Genomic DNA, 16,467 nt, shown 5'->3' on the forward strand with positions numbered 1-16,467 from the left:
CGCCATGCCGAAGATCGCCGCTGCCTCCGTCGCGGAGCACCGCGCGCAGGTTGAGGTCAAACTCCTCGACGCAGCCGAGGCGCTGCTCCGCGCCGGGCTACCCCTCACCGCTGGGAAGGTGACGCAGGACGCGGGCATCGCGCGCAACAGCATCTACCGCTACGTGGACAGCATCGACGACCTGCGCGGCATGGTCGTGGCCCGCTACCTCCCCCTGTGGTCCAAGACGGTCGGTGATGCCGTCGCCGAAGTGACGGACCCCGGGGACCAGGTTGTCGCCTGGGTGCGGGCCAACCTCGAGGAGGCCGCCAGCAGCGGTCACGGGTGGCTCATGCAGATGGCCCAGCAGCCGGGCGCCTCCAAGGTCACCTCCGCCATCGCGGACCAGGCCCACACCGTGCTGCGCGCCTCGCTCATCAGCGCCTGGCGCGCGCTGCTGAAAGACCCTGACCTGGTCCGGCTCAACGTCGCGCTGACCCGAGGCATCCTCCAGGCGGCGTTCGTGCAGATTGATCAGGGATTTCCGCCTGAGAAGCTGATTCCCTCCGTGGTGGACGCCGCTCGGGCGATGGTGGACGCCGCAACCGGCACCGCCGCACGCGTAAATTAGTTTCGGGCCCCTGCCCCCGCAGCGGTACCCGGGGATAAGATTGGCCCGAACGGTGCCGGATGGGCGCGGAAGGTGCGGGGGCATGTCACCACAGATGGCAGATCGGCTGGTCGCCGTCCTCGCGCGGCTGTCGCCGGGGGTGGTGTGCGTCAGCGGAGGCGCAGCAGCTGACCGTTCCACCCTCATCCTGGGGGCCCTGCAGCGGTTGACCAGCCAGTACCGCGAGCCCTCCCACGTCGACCTGACCACGCTCGACGCCGATCAGGCACTGGCTCGGGTCCTCACCGCGATGCGCAGGCTCCCGGCCCGCCGAACCTCGGCACCAGGGCGGTCCTCCATGTGGGAGCCGGAACTCCTCGTCGCACACCACGCCGAGAACCTCGCTGGCCGCGAGGCCCAGACCGCGGCCGCCGCGGAACGCGAAGGCGTGACCGTGCTCGCTGTGTCCCAGCACCGCCTCGGCGGCGGCCTTCTCGCGTCCCTCTCCCTCGGCCCGGTGGACCACCGACAACCGCCCCGGGCGTCGTCGGAGGACGGCGCGCCGGTGGGCCCCGAGCAGTACGCAGCCATCGCCCGGCAGGCGGCCCTCCACCGTTCAGGCGGCGACGACCTGTCGGCCATCGCTCTGCTGGCCTCCACCTACGATGCCGCCAGGGGGGCCGTCCACGAGCTGGAGGCGGTCAACCCGCCGATGGCGGCGCGGCTCGCCGTCGACCTGCTGCCGGAGGCGGACCGCCGGGGCGACGAGGACATCATCGGCGACGTCCTGTACCGCCTCCTGAAGAGGGCCGACACTCCCCTGGAGGTGAAGCTCGACGGTTTCACGTGGCTGGCCCTCATCGAGTCGTTCACCTCCGACGCGGTCCAACGGGTGCCACGCATCCAGAAGAACCTCAACACGGGGGTGGCGATAGCGGAGGCCCTGGGGCGTCCTGAGGACCTGCTGTTCCCGCGCCTGGCCGAAGTCCTGACCCTGGGGGTGCTGCGCGACTACGACCGCGCCGGCAAGGCCGCCGCTGACGGTCTCGAGATCGCGACGCGCCTCGGACTGGACGGCTGGCGGGCCCGCTTCGAGTTCGGTGTCGCCACCATCCGCCACGTGCTCGGCGACCACAAGGGTGCCACCGACATCGCCATGTCCGCCTGGCAGCGGGCCGAACAGGCCGGGGACCAGAAGGCGATGATCTACAGCGCCCTGCTGCTCGGGCGGCTGCCCTCGACCACACCTGATTCTCCCGGCGGCCTGCCGGCGCTGCGACGGGCCCTGGCGCTCGCCCGCGACCTGGGAGACCGGCGCCTGGAGTCCTTCACTCTGGTCCTCCTGGCGGTTCAGGCGCTCTCTACGGCAGACCCGGCCAGCTCCGCGCCCTGGCTCATCGCGCGCTACCGGCTCGTCGCCCGTAACCGCAACGGCAACGCCCTGGTACCCCACGTGCTGCTGACGCTGCGGCTGGCCGCCCGGATGGGGCACCCCAGGGTTGCGGCCCGGTTGCACGGCTCGCTGCTCCAGTGGAACGAACTCATCCTCGGCGCGCTCCCCTCGGTGCTGCAGACCCAGTACTACGAGGCCGTGGCGATGGCCAGTGCCTCGTTGGGCGAGAACGAGTTCGACCGATGCGCCGAGGAGGGCACGTACCTCTCACTGGAGAGCGCCGCGGCGGAGGCGGTCGATTACGTGCTGCGGATCGCGAACCCCGGTGCCGCGGAGGCACCCGCCTTCTCACCGCCGAGCGAGCTGACCGCCCGCGAGCGCGACGTGCTACGCCTCCTGGTGAGCGGTCACCGCAACAAGGAGATCGCCGAGCGGCTGGTCCTCTCGCCGAAGACCGTGATGCACCACACCAGTGCCATCTACCGCAAGCTCGGGGTACGCGGGCGGGCCGAGGCCGCCGTCGCCGCCGTGCGGGTGGGCATCATCCCGCCCCCGTGAGGCGGGCAGGAACGCAGCGTGGGGTGGGCCCTTTCGGACCCACCCCACGTCGTCTGTGCGGACGCTTACTCCGCGGTCTTCGCCGGTTCCAGTTCCTCGACGGCGGACTTGGCGACGCCGGTGAACGAGAACGGCAGTTCCGATCCCTCTTCCGCGACATCCACCAGGACGATCTGACCGGCGATCAGGTCACCGAAGAGAATCTTCTCGGCGAGGATGTCCTCGATGTCGCGCTGCAGGGCACGACGCAGCGGGCGGGCACCCAGCACGGGGTCGAAGCCCCGCTTGGCGATCAGCGTCTTGGCCGCGGACGTGAGCTCGATGCCCATGTCCTTGTCCTTCAGGCGGCCCTCGATCTGGGCGACCATCAGGTCGACGATCCGCTCGATGTCCTCCTGCGGAAGCTGGTGGAACACGACGATCTCGTCCACGCGGTTGAGGAACTCGGGGCGGAAGTGCTGCTTGAGCTCGTCCGACACCTTGTTCTTCATCTTCTCGTAGCTCGAGCCATGGTCGTCGGCCCGGGAGAATCCCAGGTTGACCGACTTCGAGATGTCGCGCGAACCGAGGTTCGTCGTCATCACGATGACCGTGTTCTTGAAGTCCACGACCCTGCCCTGCGCGTCCGTGAGGCGACCCTCGTCGAGGATCTGCAGGAGCGAGTTGAAGATGTCCGGGTGGGCCTTCTCGATCTCGTCGAACAGCACGACGGAGAACGGCTTGCGGCGCACCTTCTCCGTGAGCTGGCCGCCCTCCTCGTAGCCGACGTAGCCGGGGGGCGAGCCGAACATCCGGGAGGCGGTGTGCTTCTCGGAGTATTCAGACATGTCGAGCGTGATGAGCGCGTCCTCGTCGCCGAACAGGAACTCCGTGAGCGCCTTGGTCAGCTCGGTCTTGCCGACGCCCGAGGGGCCGGCGAAGATGAACGAGCCGCTGGGACGCTTCGGGTCCTTGAGGCCTGCGCGGGTGCGTCGGATGGAGCGCGACAGTGCGTGCACCGCGTCGCTCTGGCCGATGATCCGCTTGCCGATCTCGTCCTCCATGCGAAGCAGCCGCTGGGACTCCTCCTCCGTCAGCTTGAACACCGGGATGCCGGTGGAGCCGGAGAGCACCACCGCGATCTCCTCCTCACCGACGACGGCGGGGATGTCCGAATCGCCCTGCTTCCAGGCCTCCTCCTTCTCCGCACGCTGCGCCCGGAGCTTCTGCTCCTCGTCGCGGAGACGGGCTGCCTTCTCGAAGTCCTGCGCGTCGATCGCGGAGTCCTTCTCCCTCTTGTTGGCAGCGATCATCTCGTCGAACTCACGCAGGTCCGGTGGGGCGGTCATCCGCTGGATACGCAGGCGCGCGCCGGCCTCGTCGATCAGGTCGATGGCCTTGTCCGGCAGGAACCTGTCCTGGATGTAGCGGTCCGCCATGGTGGCCGCGGCCGCCAGGGCCTCGTCGGTGATCGTGATGCGGTGGTGGGCCTCGTAGCGGTCGCGCAGACCCTTGAGGATGTCGATGGTCAGCGCGACGGAGGGCTCGGCAACCTGGATGGGCTGGAACCGGCGCTCCAGCGCGGCGTCCTTCTCGATGTGCTTGCGGTACTCGTCGAGTGTGGTGGCACCGATGGTCTGCAGCTCACCGCGCGCCAGCATGGGCTTCAGGATCGACGCTGCGTCGATGGCACCCTCGGCCGCGCCGGCGCCGACGAGCGTGTGGATCTCGTCGATGAACAGCATGATGTCGCCGCGGGTCTTGATCTCCTTGAGCACCTTCTTCAGGCGTTCCTCGAAGTCACCGCGGTAGCGGGAGCCGGCGACCAGCGCACCCAGATCCAGCGTGTAGATCTGCTTGTCGCGCAGCGTCTCCGGCACGTCACCACGGACGATTGCCTGGGCCAGACCCTCGACGACGGCGGTCTTGCCGACGCCGGGCTCACCGATCAGCACCGGGTTGTTCTTGGTGCGGCGGCTGAGCACCGTCATGACGCGCTCGATCTCGTGCACGCGGCCGATCACCGGGTCCAGCTGGTTCTCGCGCGCAGCCTGCGTGAGGTTGCGGCCGAACTGGTCCAGCACCTGCGAGCTGGACTTCTCCGCGCCGGTCTCGGGCGCACCGGACATGGAGGACTCGCGTCCCTGGTAGCCGGTGATGAGCTGGAGCACGGTGTTGCGCACGCGGCTGAGATCCGCACCGAGCTTGATCAGCACCTGGGCGGCCACACCTTCGCCTTCGCGGATGAGGCCGAGCAGGATGTGCTCGGTACCGATGTAGTTGTGGTTCATCTGCAGAGCCTCGCGGAGCGAGAGCTCGAGCACCTTCTTGGCGCGCGGCGTGAACGGGATGTGCCCCGTCGGCACCTGCTGACCCTGGCCGATGATCTCCTCGACCTGGTCACGCACGGCTTCGAGGGCGATGCCCAGCGATTCCAGAGCCTTGGCAGCCACGCCCTCGCCCTCGTGGATGAGGCCGAGCAGAATGTGCTCCGTGCCGATGAAGTTGTGGTTGAGCAGCTTAGCCTCGTCCTGCGCCAGCACTATCACGCGGCGGGCTCGGTCCGTGAACCGTTCGAACATAAGAACTTCTTCCCTTCCCGTTGCCGCGCGACGCGCACGGAGGCAACTTGAGTCTCAAGCTTACTAACGCTTGGAGAGGAACAAAGGTCCTACGCTTCTCCCGCGGCGAACAGAGCCGCGGATGGACCAAGGTGCCCGGCGGTGGTAATCCGCCGGGAGATCAGTTGGCGGCTTCGTACGCGGCGACGATGTCGGCTGCGATCCGGCCACGGTCGGAGACCTTGTACCCGTTGGCGCGAGCCCAGTCGCGCACGTCCGAGTTGGTCACCTTCTTGGCACCACCGCGACCGGAGGAGGCACGCCGACGGCCGACCTTGTCCGCCTTGGCGATGTAGGGGGCGAGCAGTTCCCGCAGCGCCTCTTCGTTTTCAGGCGTGAGATCGATCGTGTAAGCGTCTCCACCGATAGAGAATTCCACCGGCTTAGCCCCCTCGGCGCCGTCGAAGTCGTCGATGTGAACCACGCGGACCAGTCGGGCCATTGAAATCTCCTTATTAGTGTATCCGGTGAAAGCTAGGATAGCCAGCAGATTAGCGCTTCGGTCGGGTCTATGAATAGAGGGTGCCACGGTGAATTCCACGAGATACAGCGTTGGCGGGCTCGCATTCCCTGACCACCAACCGATCACCCTGGGTCCACGCCACCCCACGAGCGCCGGCCTGATCACGCTCGCCGTGGATACGGAGGCCGATCGTATCGTCGCCGCAGATGTGACCAGCGGTTACGGCCACCGGGGCGCGGAGAAGCTCTTCGAGGTACGGGATTACCGGGCCATGATCATGCTCGGGGACAGGCACGATTGGCTCGCGGCATTCAGCGGTGAATTGTCGCTGACCCTCACGCTGGAGAATGCGATGCGCCTCAGCGCGCCGCCGCGGGCAATCATTCTCCGCACCCTCCTCGCGGAATTGGCCCGCATTCACTCCCACCTTTCATTTCTCAGCTATTTGTCATCCGGCACGGAGCCGAATGAGCGTCTGTGGCGGGTGGTCGAGGAGATCCGCAGCCGCTTCCTCGCCTGGACCGGCAACCGGGTCCACCCCATGCTGAACCGGGTGGGCGGCCTCGCCACAGATGCCCCCGACGGATGGCTCGCCACCCTGGACGAACTGTTGGACGACGTTGCCCGGCTCTCTGCAGACCTCCGCGCGATCCTCGACCGGACCAGCCGGTTCTCCGGTCTGGGTATTCTCGACCAGTCCGCGTGCCTCGGATTCGGGTTGACCGGCCCGGTGGCACGGGCCGCCGGATTCGACCCGGATCGGCGAGCCGACGGCTACCTCGCTTACGGGAGCGTCTTCCGCCCCGTCCACACCCGCACCGCCGGCGACGCCGAGGCCCGCCTCGGGGTGCTGATCGACGAGGTGGGGACCTCCGTCGACATGATCCGCGTGGCCCTCGCCCTGGCCGCCCAGACGCCTGGAGAGGTCAACATCAAACTCTCTCGTCGCCTCCGGGTGCCGGAGGGTCAGCACAGCACTGACATCGAGGCACCGTGGGGAATCGCCTCGTGCCTGATGAACTCGCGGGGCGGGCAGACGCCCTGGCGGGTGGCGCTGCGCACACCGTCGTTCGCCAACGTCTCGGCGCTGGGAAAGGCCCTCGAGGGCGCCACCACAGCACAGATCCCCGACGTCATAGCCTCATTGGGCTACTCCATCGGGGATCTGGACAAGTAGGGCGGGGCTGCGCCTCTCAGGCGTGCCTGCGCAGGTCCGGCAGTACGTCGAGGTTGAGCTTGGCGATGTCCACCATGGTGGGGTGCTCGTCCTCGCCCCAGATGTCGTCGATGCTGGGATGCAGCGCGCGGCTGGGGAGTTCGACGATGTTGGCGGTGTTCTCGGCCTGACGCTCGGCGCGCTCCGCCTCCAGGTCCGCGATGCGCTTCTCCAGGGCGACGATGCGGGCCTGCCGCTCCGCCACCTCGGCACGCAGCCAGACGCTGTTGCCGCGCATGGAGCTGAGCTCCGACTTGGCGGCTCCCAGCTGGCCACGCAGCTTCGCGATGACCGCCTTGAGGTTGTCTGCACGGGCGTTGTACCGCTCGATCATCGCGACGGATTCGGCGTGGTGCCGGTCCGCCTGTTGCGAGCGCAGATCCACCTCATGCTTGAGTTCCTCTGAGTGCAGCACCCGCTCGAAGCTGAGCTGACGCCACACCACGTAGACCGCAGCGACCGCCATGAGGACAGCGACGATGACCCCCGCACGCACGAGCCAGACGTTGCCCGCCATCGAGGCGAGCGAGACAACGGTGCCGACGGCGAGAATTGTGAGTGCAATAGTGCGCTCTGAGGACTTGTGAGCTGCGCGACGACCAACCATGGCGCCCATTGTAGGTACGCTCGAACAAACACCCGTGTATTGAAACGGGCATGTTGCGGTGTTTCCCAGTGCGTCGCGCCGCAGGCTGCTATTTCAGGCCGGCGAGGGCGAGGAGCCGTCGGGCTTGTCCTCGTCATCGTCGTCGTCGTGGATGACGCACGCCCGCTCCAACAGCGCGCCGGCGCCGGCCAGGAGGAGGGCGGCGGCGATGGTGGCGCTGCCCTGGATCACGCGGGCCGACGGCAATGCCGCGTCCAGCTGGGAGAGGTAGCGCATCACGTAGACGATGTGCCCACCGGCGAACAACGCACCGGTCATGATCATCGACTTGCCGACGGCGAGGGCGGCCAGGCCCTCCTGCGGCACGAGGCGCTTCTCCTCGATCCGCTTGGGCAGGGCCCTGCTGTAGATGGCCACGGCCAGGGCTAGGCCGACCAGCATGATGGGCACGGACCAGGGCACCACAGGTGGGAAATGGCCGGCGGCCTCGAACCCGAGGATGACTAGGGCGAAGATCACCGCCCCGGACAGGACAGACACGACGGCCTGGCGAGGTGTGGTCAACCCCAGCTTCGGCCTGGGTTCCCTGCTGCTCAAAAGCCAGTGTTGGCTTGGATCGTGATGTCGCGGCGTGGCGTGAGCACGCTGACATCGATGTCGTCCAGCAGCTCAGCGATGGGGCCGTGACCTGCGATCTCGCCGTTCGGGTCCACGTCGTGCCACGGAACGAGGACGAAGGCGCGCTCGTGGGCGCGGGGGTGGGGCAGCTCGATGTCTCCCTCGGAGATGCGCTTGCCCACCATGATGATGTCGATGTCGAGCGTGCGGGGGCCGTTGCGGACCTCGCGGCTGCGGCCGAAGTTCTCCTCGATCGCCAGGCAGCGGTCCAGGATGGTGAGCGGCTCGAGGGTGGACTCGGCCACCACCACCATGTTGAGGAAATCGCTCTGGTCCGGGCCCTCCCCCACCAGTTCGCTCTGGTAGACGGGCGACACATCGACGAGGATCAGGTCAGGCGTCTCCGCGAGGAAATCAACTGCTTCCTGGAGGATTGCGGCCGAGTCACCGAGGTTCGAACCCAGGCTGAGCACCACCTTGGAGATGGGGCGCAGGTTGCCGAGGGTGTCGACATCGATTTCGAAGGGGCCGTTAGACATGTCTGCTCCTGCTGATCGTGACGGATACGTCCGTGAAGGTCTGGTTGATGGGGGCCTTGGGCTTGTGCACCGTAACCGTGACCCGGTCCACTCTCCCATGGCTGAGGCACCTGTCCGCAATCTCGCCTGCGACGGTCTCAATGAGATTTCGCGGTTCGCCGGTGACGACGGCTTCGACATCTGCGGCGATCTCGGCGTAGTTCACGGTGTTGGCCAGTTGGTCGCTGACGGTGTCAACGGTCAACTCCAGTTCGACGTCGACGACGAAGGGTTGACCCTCGCGGCGTTCCTGCGGGAAGACACCGTGAAAGCCGGTGGCCGTGAGCCCGGTGAGCGTGATTCGGTCGATGACGGGGTCCCCCTTAGCTTCCACTGGCACCTTACCGGACCTCTTTCCCGAGGGGAGCTTCGCGGTCCAGTCGACGGGCGACGGCGATGGCGTCGGCCTGCCCACCGACGTCATGGGTGCGCACCGCCCACACCCCGTGGAGCGCGGACCAGAACGACACGGCCGCCGTCGCGCCGTCGCGGCCCAACGGTTCGCGGCCGCCGAGCAGTTCACCGAGGAAGGCTTTGCGGGAGGCGCCTACCAGCACCCGGTGCCCCAGTCCCTGGAACCGGTCGAGGTGGCGCAGCAGTGTCCAGTTGTGGTCCCACGTCTTCGAGAATCCCAGGCCAGGATCCAGGATGATCCGGCCTTCGGGGATGCCCGCCTCGAGGGCCTTGTCGCGCTGCCCGAGGAGTTCGCCCAGCACATCGGCGACCACGTCGCCGTACTGCGCGGTGGACTGGAACCGGGCGGAATGGTCGCGCCAGTGCATGAGCACGAAATCCGCCGACGACTGGGCCACCACCCCGAGCATGTCCGGGTCCGCCAAGCCACCGGAGACGTCGTTGATGATGCGGGCACCGGCGTCGATGGCGGCCGAGGCCACCTTGGCGCGCATGGTGTCGACGGAGACGGTGATGCCGTCCGCTGCGAGCGCGGCCACGATCGGCACCACCCTGCCCAGTTCTTCCCGCAGACCCACCCGGGCCGAGCCCGGGCGCGTCGACTCGCCGCCGACGTCGATCATGGACGCCCCGGCGGCCAGCATGGCCCGGGCGTGGGTGATGGCGACATCCGCGTCCAGGTAGGCGCCGCCGTCGGAGAACGAATCGGGCGTCACGTTGAGGATGCCCATCACGAGTGTCATCAGGTCACCGCCCGATGATCAGGCTCATGGCCTCCGCCCTGGTGGCAGGGTCGCGCAACAGGCCGCGCACCGCCGAAGTCACCGTGCGCGAGCCCGGCTTGCGCACGCCCCGCATGGTCATACAGGTGTGCTCGGCCTCGATCACGACGATGACGCCCCGCACACCGAGGTGCTCGACGAGGGCCTCGGCGATCTGCGACGTGAGGCGTTCCTGCACCTGGAGGCGACGGCCGTACATCTCGACGAGGCGGGCGATCTTGGACAGGCCCGTCACCCGGCCGTCGGTCGACGGGATGTAGCCCACGTGCGCCACGCCGGTGAACGGCAGGAGGTGGTGTTCACAGAGGCTCACGAGCTCGATGTCCTTCACCAGGATCATCTCGTCGTGGGAGATGTCGAACGTGGTGCCGAGGATCTCGGTCACGTCAGCGCGGTATCCGGCGCTCAGCTCCCCCCAGGCGCGGGCGACCCGGTCAGGGGTCTCCAGCAGCCCCTCCCTGTCGGGATCCTCGCCGAGGGCGATGAGCAGTTCCCGGATGGCGGCCGCGGCGCGCGGCTGGTCCACGGCCATCAGTGGCTCGGGGGTGCGGTGGGGGGCCCCCACGGGGAGGGACCTGTCTCGGGCAGCGGCAGCTTCGTGGGCTGTTCGGGGAGCGGTTCCGGTGCGGGGGGCACCTCGACCGGGGGTTCGGTGGACGGGACGCGGAGATCGGAGCCAGTCCAGGCGGGACGCTTGTCGCGCCTGGCGAGCCCCTTGAACACCTCGTCGACCTCCTTGCGGTTCAGCGTCTCCTTGGCGAACAGTTGACGCACGAGTTCGTCGAGGACCGCTCGGTTCTCCACGAGCACGTCGAACGCCTCCTGGTGCGCGGTGTGGATCAGCTTGGCCACCTCCTCGTCGACGATCGCGGCCATGTGCTGCGAGAACTCCTGGCTGGAATCCGTGCCGCGCATGCCCATGAACGGCTCCGAGTCGCCGCCGCCCAGCTTGACGGAGCCGACGCGCTCGCTCATGCCGTACTGCATCACCATCGCGCGGGCCACCTTGGTGGCCTTCTCGATGTCGTTGGCGGCGCCCGTCGTCGGGTCGTGGAAGATGAGTTCCTCCGCGGCGCGGCCACCCATCATGTAGGCCATCTGGTCGAGCAGTTCGCCGCGGGTGCGGGAGTACTTGTCCTCGTCCGGCATGACCATCGTGTAGCCCAGCGCGCGGCCGCGGGGAAGGATGGTGACCTTCTGCACCGGGTCGTTGCCCGGCATGGCCGCGGCGACCAGGGCGTGGCCGCCCTCGTGGTAGGCCGTGATGAGGCGTTCGCGGTCGTCCATGAGGCGGGTGCGCTTCTGGGGGCCTGCGATCACGCGGTCGATGGCCTCGTCCAGCATGGGCTGGCGGATCATCTCCTCGTTCATGCGGGCAGCCAGCAGCGCCGCCTCGTTGAGCACGTTGGCCAGGTCCGCGCCGGAGAAGCCGGGGGTGCGGCGGGCGATGGACACGAGGTCCACGTCGCTGGCGAGCGGCTTGCCCTTGGCGTGGACCTGGAGGATCTTGGCGCGTCCGTCGGCGTCCGGGGCGTCGACGCCGATCTGGCGGTCGAAACGGCCGGGGCGCAACAGCGCCGGGTCGAGCACGTCGGGCCGGTTGGTGGCGGCGATGAGGATCACACCGCCGCGCACGTCGAAGCCGTCCATCTCGACCAGCAGCTGGTTGAGCGTCTGCTCGCGTTCGTCGTGGCCCCCGCCCATGCCGGCACCGCGGTGCCGGCCGACGGCGTCGATCTCGTCGATGAAGATGATGGCAGGGGCGTTCTCCTTGGCCTGGTTGAACAGGTCACGCACGCGGGAGGCGCCCACGCCGACGAACATCTCGACGAAATCAGAGCCGGAGATGGAGAAGAAGGGCACGTTCGCCTCCCCCGCGACCGCTCGCGCGAGGAGGGTCTTGCCGGTGCCGGGCGGGCCGTAGAGCAGTACGCCCTTGGGGATCTTGGCGCCCAGCTTCTGGAACTTCGCGGGCTCCGCCAGGAACTCCTTGATCTCTTCCAGTTCCTCGACGGCCTCGTCAGCGCCGGCGACATCGCCGAACGTGGTCTTGGGCGTGTCCTTGGACACCAGCTTCGCCTTCGACTTGCCGAAGGACAGCGGTCCGCCTGCGCCGCCGCCGGACATGGAGCGCATCAGCCAGAAGAAGACCAGGATGATGATGAGGAACGGCAGGCCCGTGTAGAGGAACATCTGCAGCAGGCCGGGCGTGGGGTTGCGGCCGGTCCACTTGTCGATGGTGCCGTCCTCGGCACGCTTCTCGAGCAGCGGCACCACGTCGTCGACCTGGTTGCCCACCCACTGGGACTGCGTCTTCTTACCGGTGTGGTCCGTGACCTGGATCTGCTGTTCGCCGTCCACCAGGATGACTTCGGTCAGCTTCGTGTCGCCGGCGAGCAGTTCCAGGGTCTCCGAAGTGGGGACCGTCTGGTAGCCGGTAACTGAACTGATCATCTGCATCCCCAGCATGAGGAACACGATGCTGATGAGAATCCAGGCGAACGGGCTCTTGAAAAATCTCTGCAACTTAGGGTCAGCTCTCTGGCGGCGTTAAGGACGCGCCCTGAGTTGACGCGGGCGCACGATCACATTACCAGCGGCCGCAAGACCTCCGGCTCCGCTGAGAGCGGACGGGGCGCAGGCTCAGGCGTAGATGTGGGGCGCGAGCGTGCCGACGTCGCGCAGGTTGCGGTACCGGCCGGCGTAGTCGAGGCCGTAGCCGACGACGAATTCATTGGGGATCTCGAAGCCCACGTACTTGACGTCGACGTCCATCTGGGCGGCGTCGGGCTTGCGGAACATCGTCATGATCTCGAGGCTCGCGGGGTTGCGGGTGGCCAGGTTGCTCATCAGGTAGCTGAGGGTCAGGCCGGTGTCGATGATGTCCTCCACCACGATGACGTCGCGGCCCTCGAGGTCGGCGTTGAGGTCCTTCAGGATGCGCACGACACCGGAGGACTGTGTGCCTGCGCCGTAGCTGGACACGGCCATCCAGTCCATCTCCACGTGGCTGCGCATCGCGCGCTGCAGATCACTCATGACCATCACCGCGCCGTTCAGCACCCCCACCAACAGCAGGTTGCGACCCACATAGTCGGCGTCGATCTGGGCGGCGATCTCGGCCACGCGGGCCTGGATCTCGTCGTTGGTGAAGAGGACCTTCTCGAGGTCGCCTGAAACGTCTGCAGCATCCACGAGGACGAGCCTATCGCACGGTGAGCAGGTGTCCGACCCTCAGCACCTGGCCACCCGGGACGGCGAGGGCCCCCTGACCGCGCCAGTCCGTGACGAGCGCGTCGACGGCGAGCACGTGCTGGAATTCCACCGTGGGCGACACCCGGGCCAGCCAACGGTGCAGTACCCGCCAGCGCAGCGCGTCTGGCAGGGGGGCGAGGTCGTCGACGGTGAGGTCGCCGTCGACCGGCACCGCCCGGGCGGCCAGTTCGTCGAGCAGGTCGGCATCCGCGCGGGCGAGCTGCGCAGTGCGCGCCAAGGACGGCGCGAGGTCGCGGCCGACGGCCCGCCTCAACTCCGTGAGGTGCTGCCGGAAGGCGACCCTGGCGAACCTGGGGTCGTCGTTCATGGGGTCCTCCCAGGGCGTCACGTCCCAGTCGCGACAGGCGGCTTCCGTGTCCGCGCGCCGGAGCCCGAGCAGCGGCCGCAGGAGGGTCACGGCCCGGGCGTCGCCCCCCGGGGCGGACGGGGCTGCGGCGAAGGAGGTGGAGGCGGCCATCCCCGAGAGCGACCGCGTACCCGAGCCGCGCAGGAGGCCCAACAGCACCGTCTCGGCCTGGTCGTCGAGCGTGTGGCCGAGCAGCACCGGCAGGCCGGCGGCGGTGAGCGCCCCCAGCCGGGCCTCCCGGGCGGCGGCCTCCAGCCCACCGTCGGACCCGTCCACCGTGACGCGCACCACCTCTGCCGCGATCCCCCGATCGTCGAGCAGCGAAGCCACCCTGACCGCGACCTCGGAGGACCCCGCCTGGAGACCGTGGTCCACGACCACTGCCCTGACGCTGCTGCCCCGCTGCCGCGCCGCCCACTGGGCGCCGAGCGCCAAGGCCAGCGAGTCTGCCCCACCGGAGCACCCGACGACGGCCGCCTCCGGCAGCACGGCATGGACGGCGTGCGCGACGCGCAGCGCGGCCTGGCCGAGCTCGCGCCTAGCCATGGACCCGCTTCAGCCAGAGCGCCGGATCAGAGATCTCCTCCGCGGTGGGCAGGTTGTCGGGCCGTTCGAAGGCCCGCTTCAAGGCGGCGCGGTTCTTCAGCCGCTGTACGCGCAGACAGAACTCGAGCCCGTCGCGGTACTGGGCGTTCTTGTCCAGGGACTTCGACAGCCGGGCGAGCAGCCCCGCCCGCTCCGGCCTCGCGAACGCCCGGCGCATGCCGGGGATGGTGGGCGCGTGGCGCCGCCCGGCGTAGTCCGAGGTGTAGTCCGCGTGGCCTTCGAGGAACGTCATCGTCGCCGTGAGCTCGGCCATCGCGGTGGCCGCGTCGGCAGAGGTCAGGAGGGCGGAGGCGTCCCGCGTGCGGGCCCACCGGAGCAGGCCCTCGCCGAGCGGCACCTCGTCGTGGACCACCAGGCGCATCCGTTCGGCCACGTGGTCACGCAGCCACGGCGCCAACCGGAACTGCAGGGCGTGGGTCTGCTCATGGAGCGCCACCCACATCCGGAAGTGGGCAGGGGTGAAGCGGTGCGAGCGTTCGTGGGCGACGATCGTGGGCGCCACCAGGTAGAGGGTGTCCGAGCCGGTGAAGGCGTCGTACTGCCCCAGCAGCCGGCGGCTGACCGCCCGCATCCCCACGCCGATCAGCAGGCCGTTGCGCACCGCGGTGCCCCGTGCCGCGATACCGGCGTCGGCGGGTCCGAGGCCGAGTTCGGCCACGGCGCCGTCCACCATGCCGCGCACGCCCCTCCCCCAGCCGTCCCAGTCGACGACGCGGATGCGGGTGGCGCCCACCGCCTGCAGACCCAGGTGCTTCGCCGCGATCTCGCCCGCGCGCCGCGCGGTCACGCGGAGGTCCGCGACGAGGCGGGTGAGTTCCCGGGAGGTGAGGTCCGGGAGGTCGTCGGGGCGCAACGCCGCGACCTTGTGGGCCAGGCGCCAGTTGATGCTCGGGGCGTGTTCCATCAGCAGCCGCACGACGCGAGGGTGCCGGTGGCCTGGTCCGTCCAGACCCGCGCGGCGAAGCCATCCGGCGTGCCGTTGATGAAGAAGGCGAAGGCCAGGAGCCGGTCGTCCGCAGTGAGAGTGGTGCCGCCGAGAGTGGCCACCAGCGACAAAGAGCCGGTCTTGGCCCGGGCGATGCCGCGGGCCGGGCGCGAGACGGGGTCCGCGAACCTCTCGGCGAGGGTGCCGGTGACCCCTGCGGTGGGCAGCCCGTCGAGGATGACGGAGAGCCGGGGCTCCGACGCGAGCGTGGCCAGGGCCGCCGCGAGCATGTTCGGGGTGAAGCGGTTGCCCCGCGAAAGGCCCGAGGCGTCGTGCAGGACGGTGCCCTCATCCCAGATCCCCAGTTGCGTGAGCTGCTCCTGGATGGCTGCCACCGAGCCGGCGAACGTGGCCGGGTGCCCCGTCGTGACCGCCAACTGGTGACCCATCACCTCGGTGAAGGAGTTGTTGGAGCGCTGCATGAACTGTTCCACGAGGATGTGCACCGGCAGGGACTCGATCCGGGCGATCTCCTCGGCGTCGCCGGAGCCGGGCGCGGCGACCGGGGCACCGGTCACGGCGACCCCCAGGGCGCTCAGCTGAGCGGCGAACGTGGTGGCCGCCGACAGGGCGGGGGTGAGACTTCGCGGGCCGCCCCTGGGGCCGCGCCCCTCGTCGATCCACAGGGCCGAGATGGCCGTGACCTGGTCGCGGTAGTTCTCCGGCCAGGTCTCGTTCCAGCCCGGGCCGGCGAAGTGCGATTCGTCGTAGCCGAGCGTGACCGACGTCACCCCGGCGGCGCGCAGGGCCGCGACGGTGCGCTTGGCCAGTTCCTCGGTGGTGGGCAGCTGGGGGTAGGCGCCCTCCGCGTTGGCGATGCTGCGCAGCATGGGGTCGCCCCCACCGACCAGCACCAGCTGACCGGGGGCCGGCTGGACGACCCGTGTTGCGAACGTCTCAGAGCCCTCGAACGCGTTCATCACGGCCAGCGCCGTCAGCGTCTTGGTGTTCGACGCGGGGATGAGCGGGGTCTTCTCCTGCGCCGCAGCCACCACTTCGCCGCTGGCGACATCGATCACCTCGTAGCCGATCACCACGGGCTCACCGCCCTCGGCCGGGACGAGCTTGGAGGTGTCCAGGGCGCCGATCTTCGCCTCGAGCGCGGCGCGGTCCGGCAGCACGCCGGGGGCCGGCAGCTCCACTGCAGCGACCAGCCCGGTGCCGGCCGGGGGCGGCGTGGGGGACTTAGCGGGCGGCGCCTCCGGGGTGCTGGGTGGGGCGAAGAGGGTGGGGCTGACGGTGGCGGGGGCCCCGTCGCGGGTGAGGCCCGTGACCGCCAGCGCTTCCCGGTGGAACACGGAGATCAGGAAGCCGCCGGCGAGCAGTACACCAACCACGAGCCAGGTGATCACCCACTCCGCGACGCGTCCACGGCTCCGCACACCGACCTCCAAAGGGGTATCCTGCAGGGACCCGCAACGATGCGCGGGCAACGA

General features: G+C 68.8%; 15 protein-coding genes and 1 pseudogene. 3 read left to right on the top strand and 13 right to left on the bottom strand.

Annotated elements, in window-relative coordinates; all coding sequences use genetic code 11:
• Positions 1–4 precede the first annotated feature (4 nt).
• Positions 5–610 carry a TetR/AcrR family transcriptional regulator gene (locus ACX1DX_RS07795; RefSeq protein WP_182764000.1) on the top strand — a complete coding sequence of 202 codons (606 nt, stop codon included), beginning with the start codon at positions 5–7 and terminating at the stop codon, positions 608–610.
• Between the two features lie 82 nt (positions 611–692).
• Positions 693–2,540, top strand: coding sequence for a helix-turn-helix transcriptional regulator (locus ACX1DX_RS07800; protein ID WP_459396161.1), 1,848 nt, complete (start codon positions 693–695; stop codon positions 2,538–2,540).
• A gap of 65 nt (positions 2,541–2,605) precedes the next feature.
• Here ACX1DX_RS07800 and ACX1DX_RS07805 read toward each other — a convergent pair whose 3' ends face one another.
• Both ACX1DX_RS07805 and ACX1DX_RS07810 read right to left on the bottom strand, forming a co-directional pair.
• Positions 2,606–5,101 carry an ATP-dependent Clp protease ATP-binding subunit gene (locus ACX1DX_RS07805; RefSeq protein WP_459396162.1) on the bottom strand — a complete coding sequence of 832 codons (2,496 nt, stop codon included), beginning with the start codon at positions 5,099–5,101 and terminating at the stop codon, positions 2,606–2,608.
• 160 nt (positions 5,102–5,261) lie between these two features.
• Complete coding sequence (locus ACX1DX_RS07810; protein WP_182764003.1) at positions 5,262–5,582, bottom strand: histone-like nucleoid-structuring protein Lsr2; 321 nt, start codon at positions 5,580–5,582, stop codon at positions 5,262–5,264.
• Positions 5,583–5,670: 88 nt separating this feature from the next.
• Between ACX1DX_RS07810 and ACX1DX_RS07815 the strand changes: the two genes are divergently transcribed.
• Positions 5,671–6,780, top strand: a complete 1,110-nt coding sequence (locus ACX1DX_RS07815; RefSeq protein WP_182764004.1) for an NADH-quinone oxidoreductase subunit D-related protein — start codon at positions 5,671–5,673, stop codon at positions 6,778–6,780.
• Positions 6,781–6,796: 16 nt separating this feature from the next.
• On the opposite strand, the gene ACX1DX_RS07820 is transcribed toward ACX1DX_RS07815, so the two are convergent.
• From ACX1DX_RS07820 to dacB, 11 genes and pseudogenes are all read right to left on the bottom strand, one after another.
• Positions 6,797–7,426 carry a hypothetical protein gene (locus ACX1DX_RS07820; protein WP_182765217.1) on the bottom strand — a complete coding sequence of 210 codons (630 nt, stop codon included), beginning with the start codon at positions 7,424–7,426 and terminating at the stop codon, positions 6,797–6,799.
• A 93-nt stretch (positions 7,427–7,519) separates the two neighbouring features.
• Entirely contained in the window at positions 7,520–7,966 is a 447-nt protein-coding gene (locus ACX1DX_RS07825) for a DUF3180 family protein (RefSeq protein ID WP_459396163.1), read from the bottom strand.
• A gap of 53 nt (positions 7,967–8,019) precedes the next feature.
• Positions 8,020–8,583 (bottom strand): 2-amino-4-hydroxy-6-hydroxymethyldihydropteridine diphosphokinase, encoded by a 564-nt coding sequence (gene folK / locus ACX1DX_RS07830; RefSeq protein ID WP_182764007.1) that lies wholly within the window; start codon positions 8,581–8,583, stop codon positions 8,020–8,022.
• A complete protein-coding gene (gene folB, locus ACX1DX_RS07835) occupies positions 8,576–8,962 on the bottom strand; it encodes a dihydroneopterin aldolase (RefSeq protein ID WP_370585891.1) in 387 nt (128 codons plus the stop codon). The genes folK and folB overlap by 8 nt, the downstream gene beginning before the upstream one ends.
• Position 8,963: 1 nt before the next feature.
• On the bottom strand, positions 8,964–9,779 hold the full coding sequence (gene folP, locus ACX1DX_RS07840; protein WP_245243983.1) for a dihydropteroate synthase: 816 nt from the start codon (positions 9,777–9,779) through the stop codon (positions 8,964–8,966).
• A 4-nt stretch (positions 9,780–9,783) separates the two neighbouring features.
• Positions 9,784–10,350, bottom strand: coding sequence for a GTP cyclohydrolase I FolE (folE, locus tag ACX1DX_RS07845; protein ID WP_182764254.1), 567 nt, complete (start codon positions 10,348–10,350; stop codon positions 9,784–9,786).
• A pseudogene (gene ftsH, locus ACX1DX_RS07850) lies at positions 10,253–12,344 on the bottom strand (ATP-dependent zinc metalloprotease FtsH). The gene folE and the pseudogene ftsH overlap by 98 nt, the downstream one beginning before the upstream one ends.
• 117 nt (positions 12,345–12,461) lie before the next feature.
• Positions 12,462–13,013 carry a hypoxanthine phosphoribosyltransferase gene (hpt, locus tag ACX1DX_RS07855; RefSeq protein WP_182764009.1) on the bottom strand — a complete coding sequence of 184 codons (552 nt, stop codon included), beginning with the start codon at positions 13,011–13,013 and terminating at the stop codon, positions 12,462–12,464.
• A gap of 10 nt (positions 13,014–13,023) precedes the next feature.
• Complete coding sequence (gene tilS, locus ACX1DX_RS07860) at positions 13,024–13,986, bottom strand: tRNA lysidine(34) synthetase TilS (RefSeq protein WP_459396164.1); 963 nt, start codon at positions 13,984–13,986, stop codon at positions 13,024–13,026.
• Positions 13,979–14,962 carry an Rv3626c family coenzyme F420 biosynthesis-associated protein gene (locus ACX1DX_RS07865; protein WP_459396165.1) on the bottom strand — a complete coding sequence of 328 codons (984 nt, stop codon included), beginning with the start codon at positions 14,960–14,962 and terminating at the stop codon, positions 13,979–13,981. The genes tilS and ACX1DX_RS07865 overlap by 8 nt, the downstream gene beginning before the upstream one ends.
• On the bottom strand, positions 14,950–16,413 hold the full coding sequence (gene dacB / locus ACX1DX_RS07870) for a D-alanyl-D-alanine carboxypeptidase/D-alanyl-D-alanine endopeptidase (protein ID WP_459396166.1): 1,464 nt from the start codon (positions 16,411–16,413) through the stop codon (positions 14,950–14,952). Before dacB ends, ACX1DX_RS07865 begins: the two co-directional genes overlap by 13 nt.
• Positions 16,414–16,467 lie beyond the last annotated feature (54 nt).

It is taken from the genome of Tessaracoccus zhenghani, assembly GCF_054552775.1.

Coding starts and splice junctions, on each gene's coding strand:
- ACX1DX_RS07795 (WP_182764000.1), top strand. CDS start 5: ATGCCGAAGATCGCCGCTGCCTCCGTCGCGGAGCACCGCGCGCAGGTT.
- ACX1DX_RS07800 (WP_459396161.1), top strand. CDS start 693: ATGTCACCACAGATGGCAGATCGGCTGGTCGCCGTCCTCGCGCGGCTG.
- ACX1DX_RS07805 (WP_459396162.1), bottom strand. CDS start 5,101: ATGTTCGAACGGTTCACGGACCGAGCCCGCCGCGTGATAGTGCTGGCG.
- ACX1DX_RS07810 (WP_182764003.1), bottom strand. CDS start 5,582: ATGGCCCGACTGGTCCGCGTGGTTCACATCGACGACTTCGACGGCGCC.
- ACX1DX_RS07820 (WP_182765217.1), bottom strand. CDS start 7,426: ATGGTTGGTCGTCGCGCAGCTCACAAGTCCTCAGAGCGCACTATTGCA.
- folK (WP_182764007.1), bottom strand. CDS start 8,583: ATGTCTAACGGCCCCTTCGAAATCGATGTCGACACCCTCGGCAACCTG.
- folP (WP_245243983.1), bottom strand. CDS start 9,779: ATGACACTCGTGATGGGCATCCTCAACGTGACGCCCGATTCGTTCTCC.
- folE (WP_182764254.1), bottom strand. CDS start 10,350: ATGGCCGTGGACCAGCCGCGCGCCGCGGCCGCCATCCGGGAACTGCTC.
- tilS (WP_459396164.1), bottom strand. CDS start 13,986: ATGGCTAGGCGCGAGCTCGGCCAGGCCGCGCTGCGCGTCGCGCACGCC.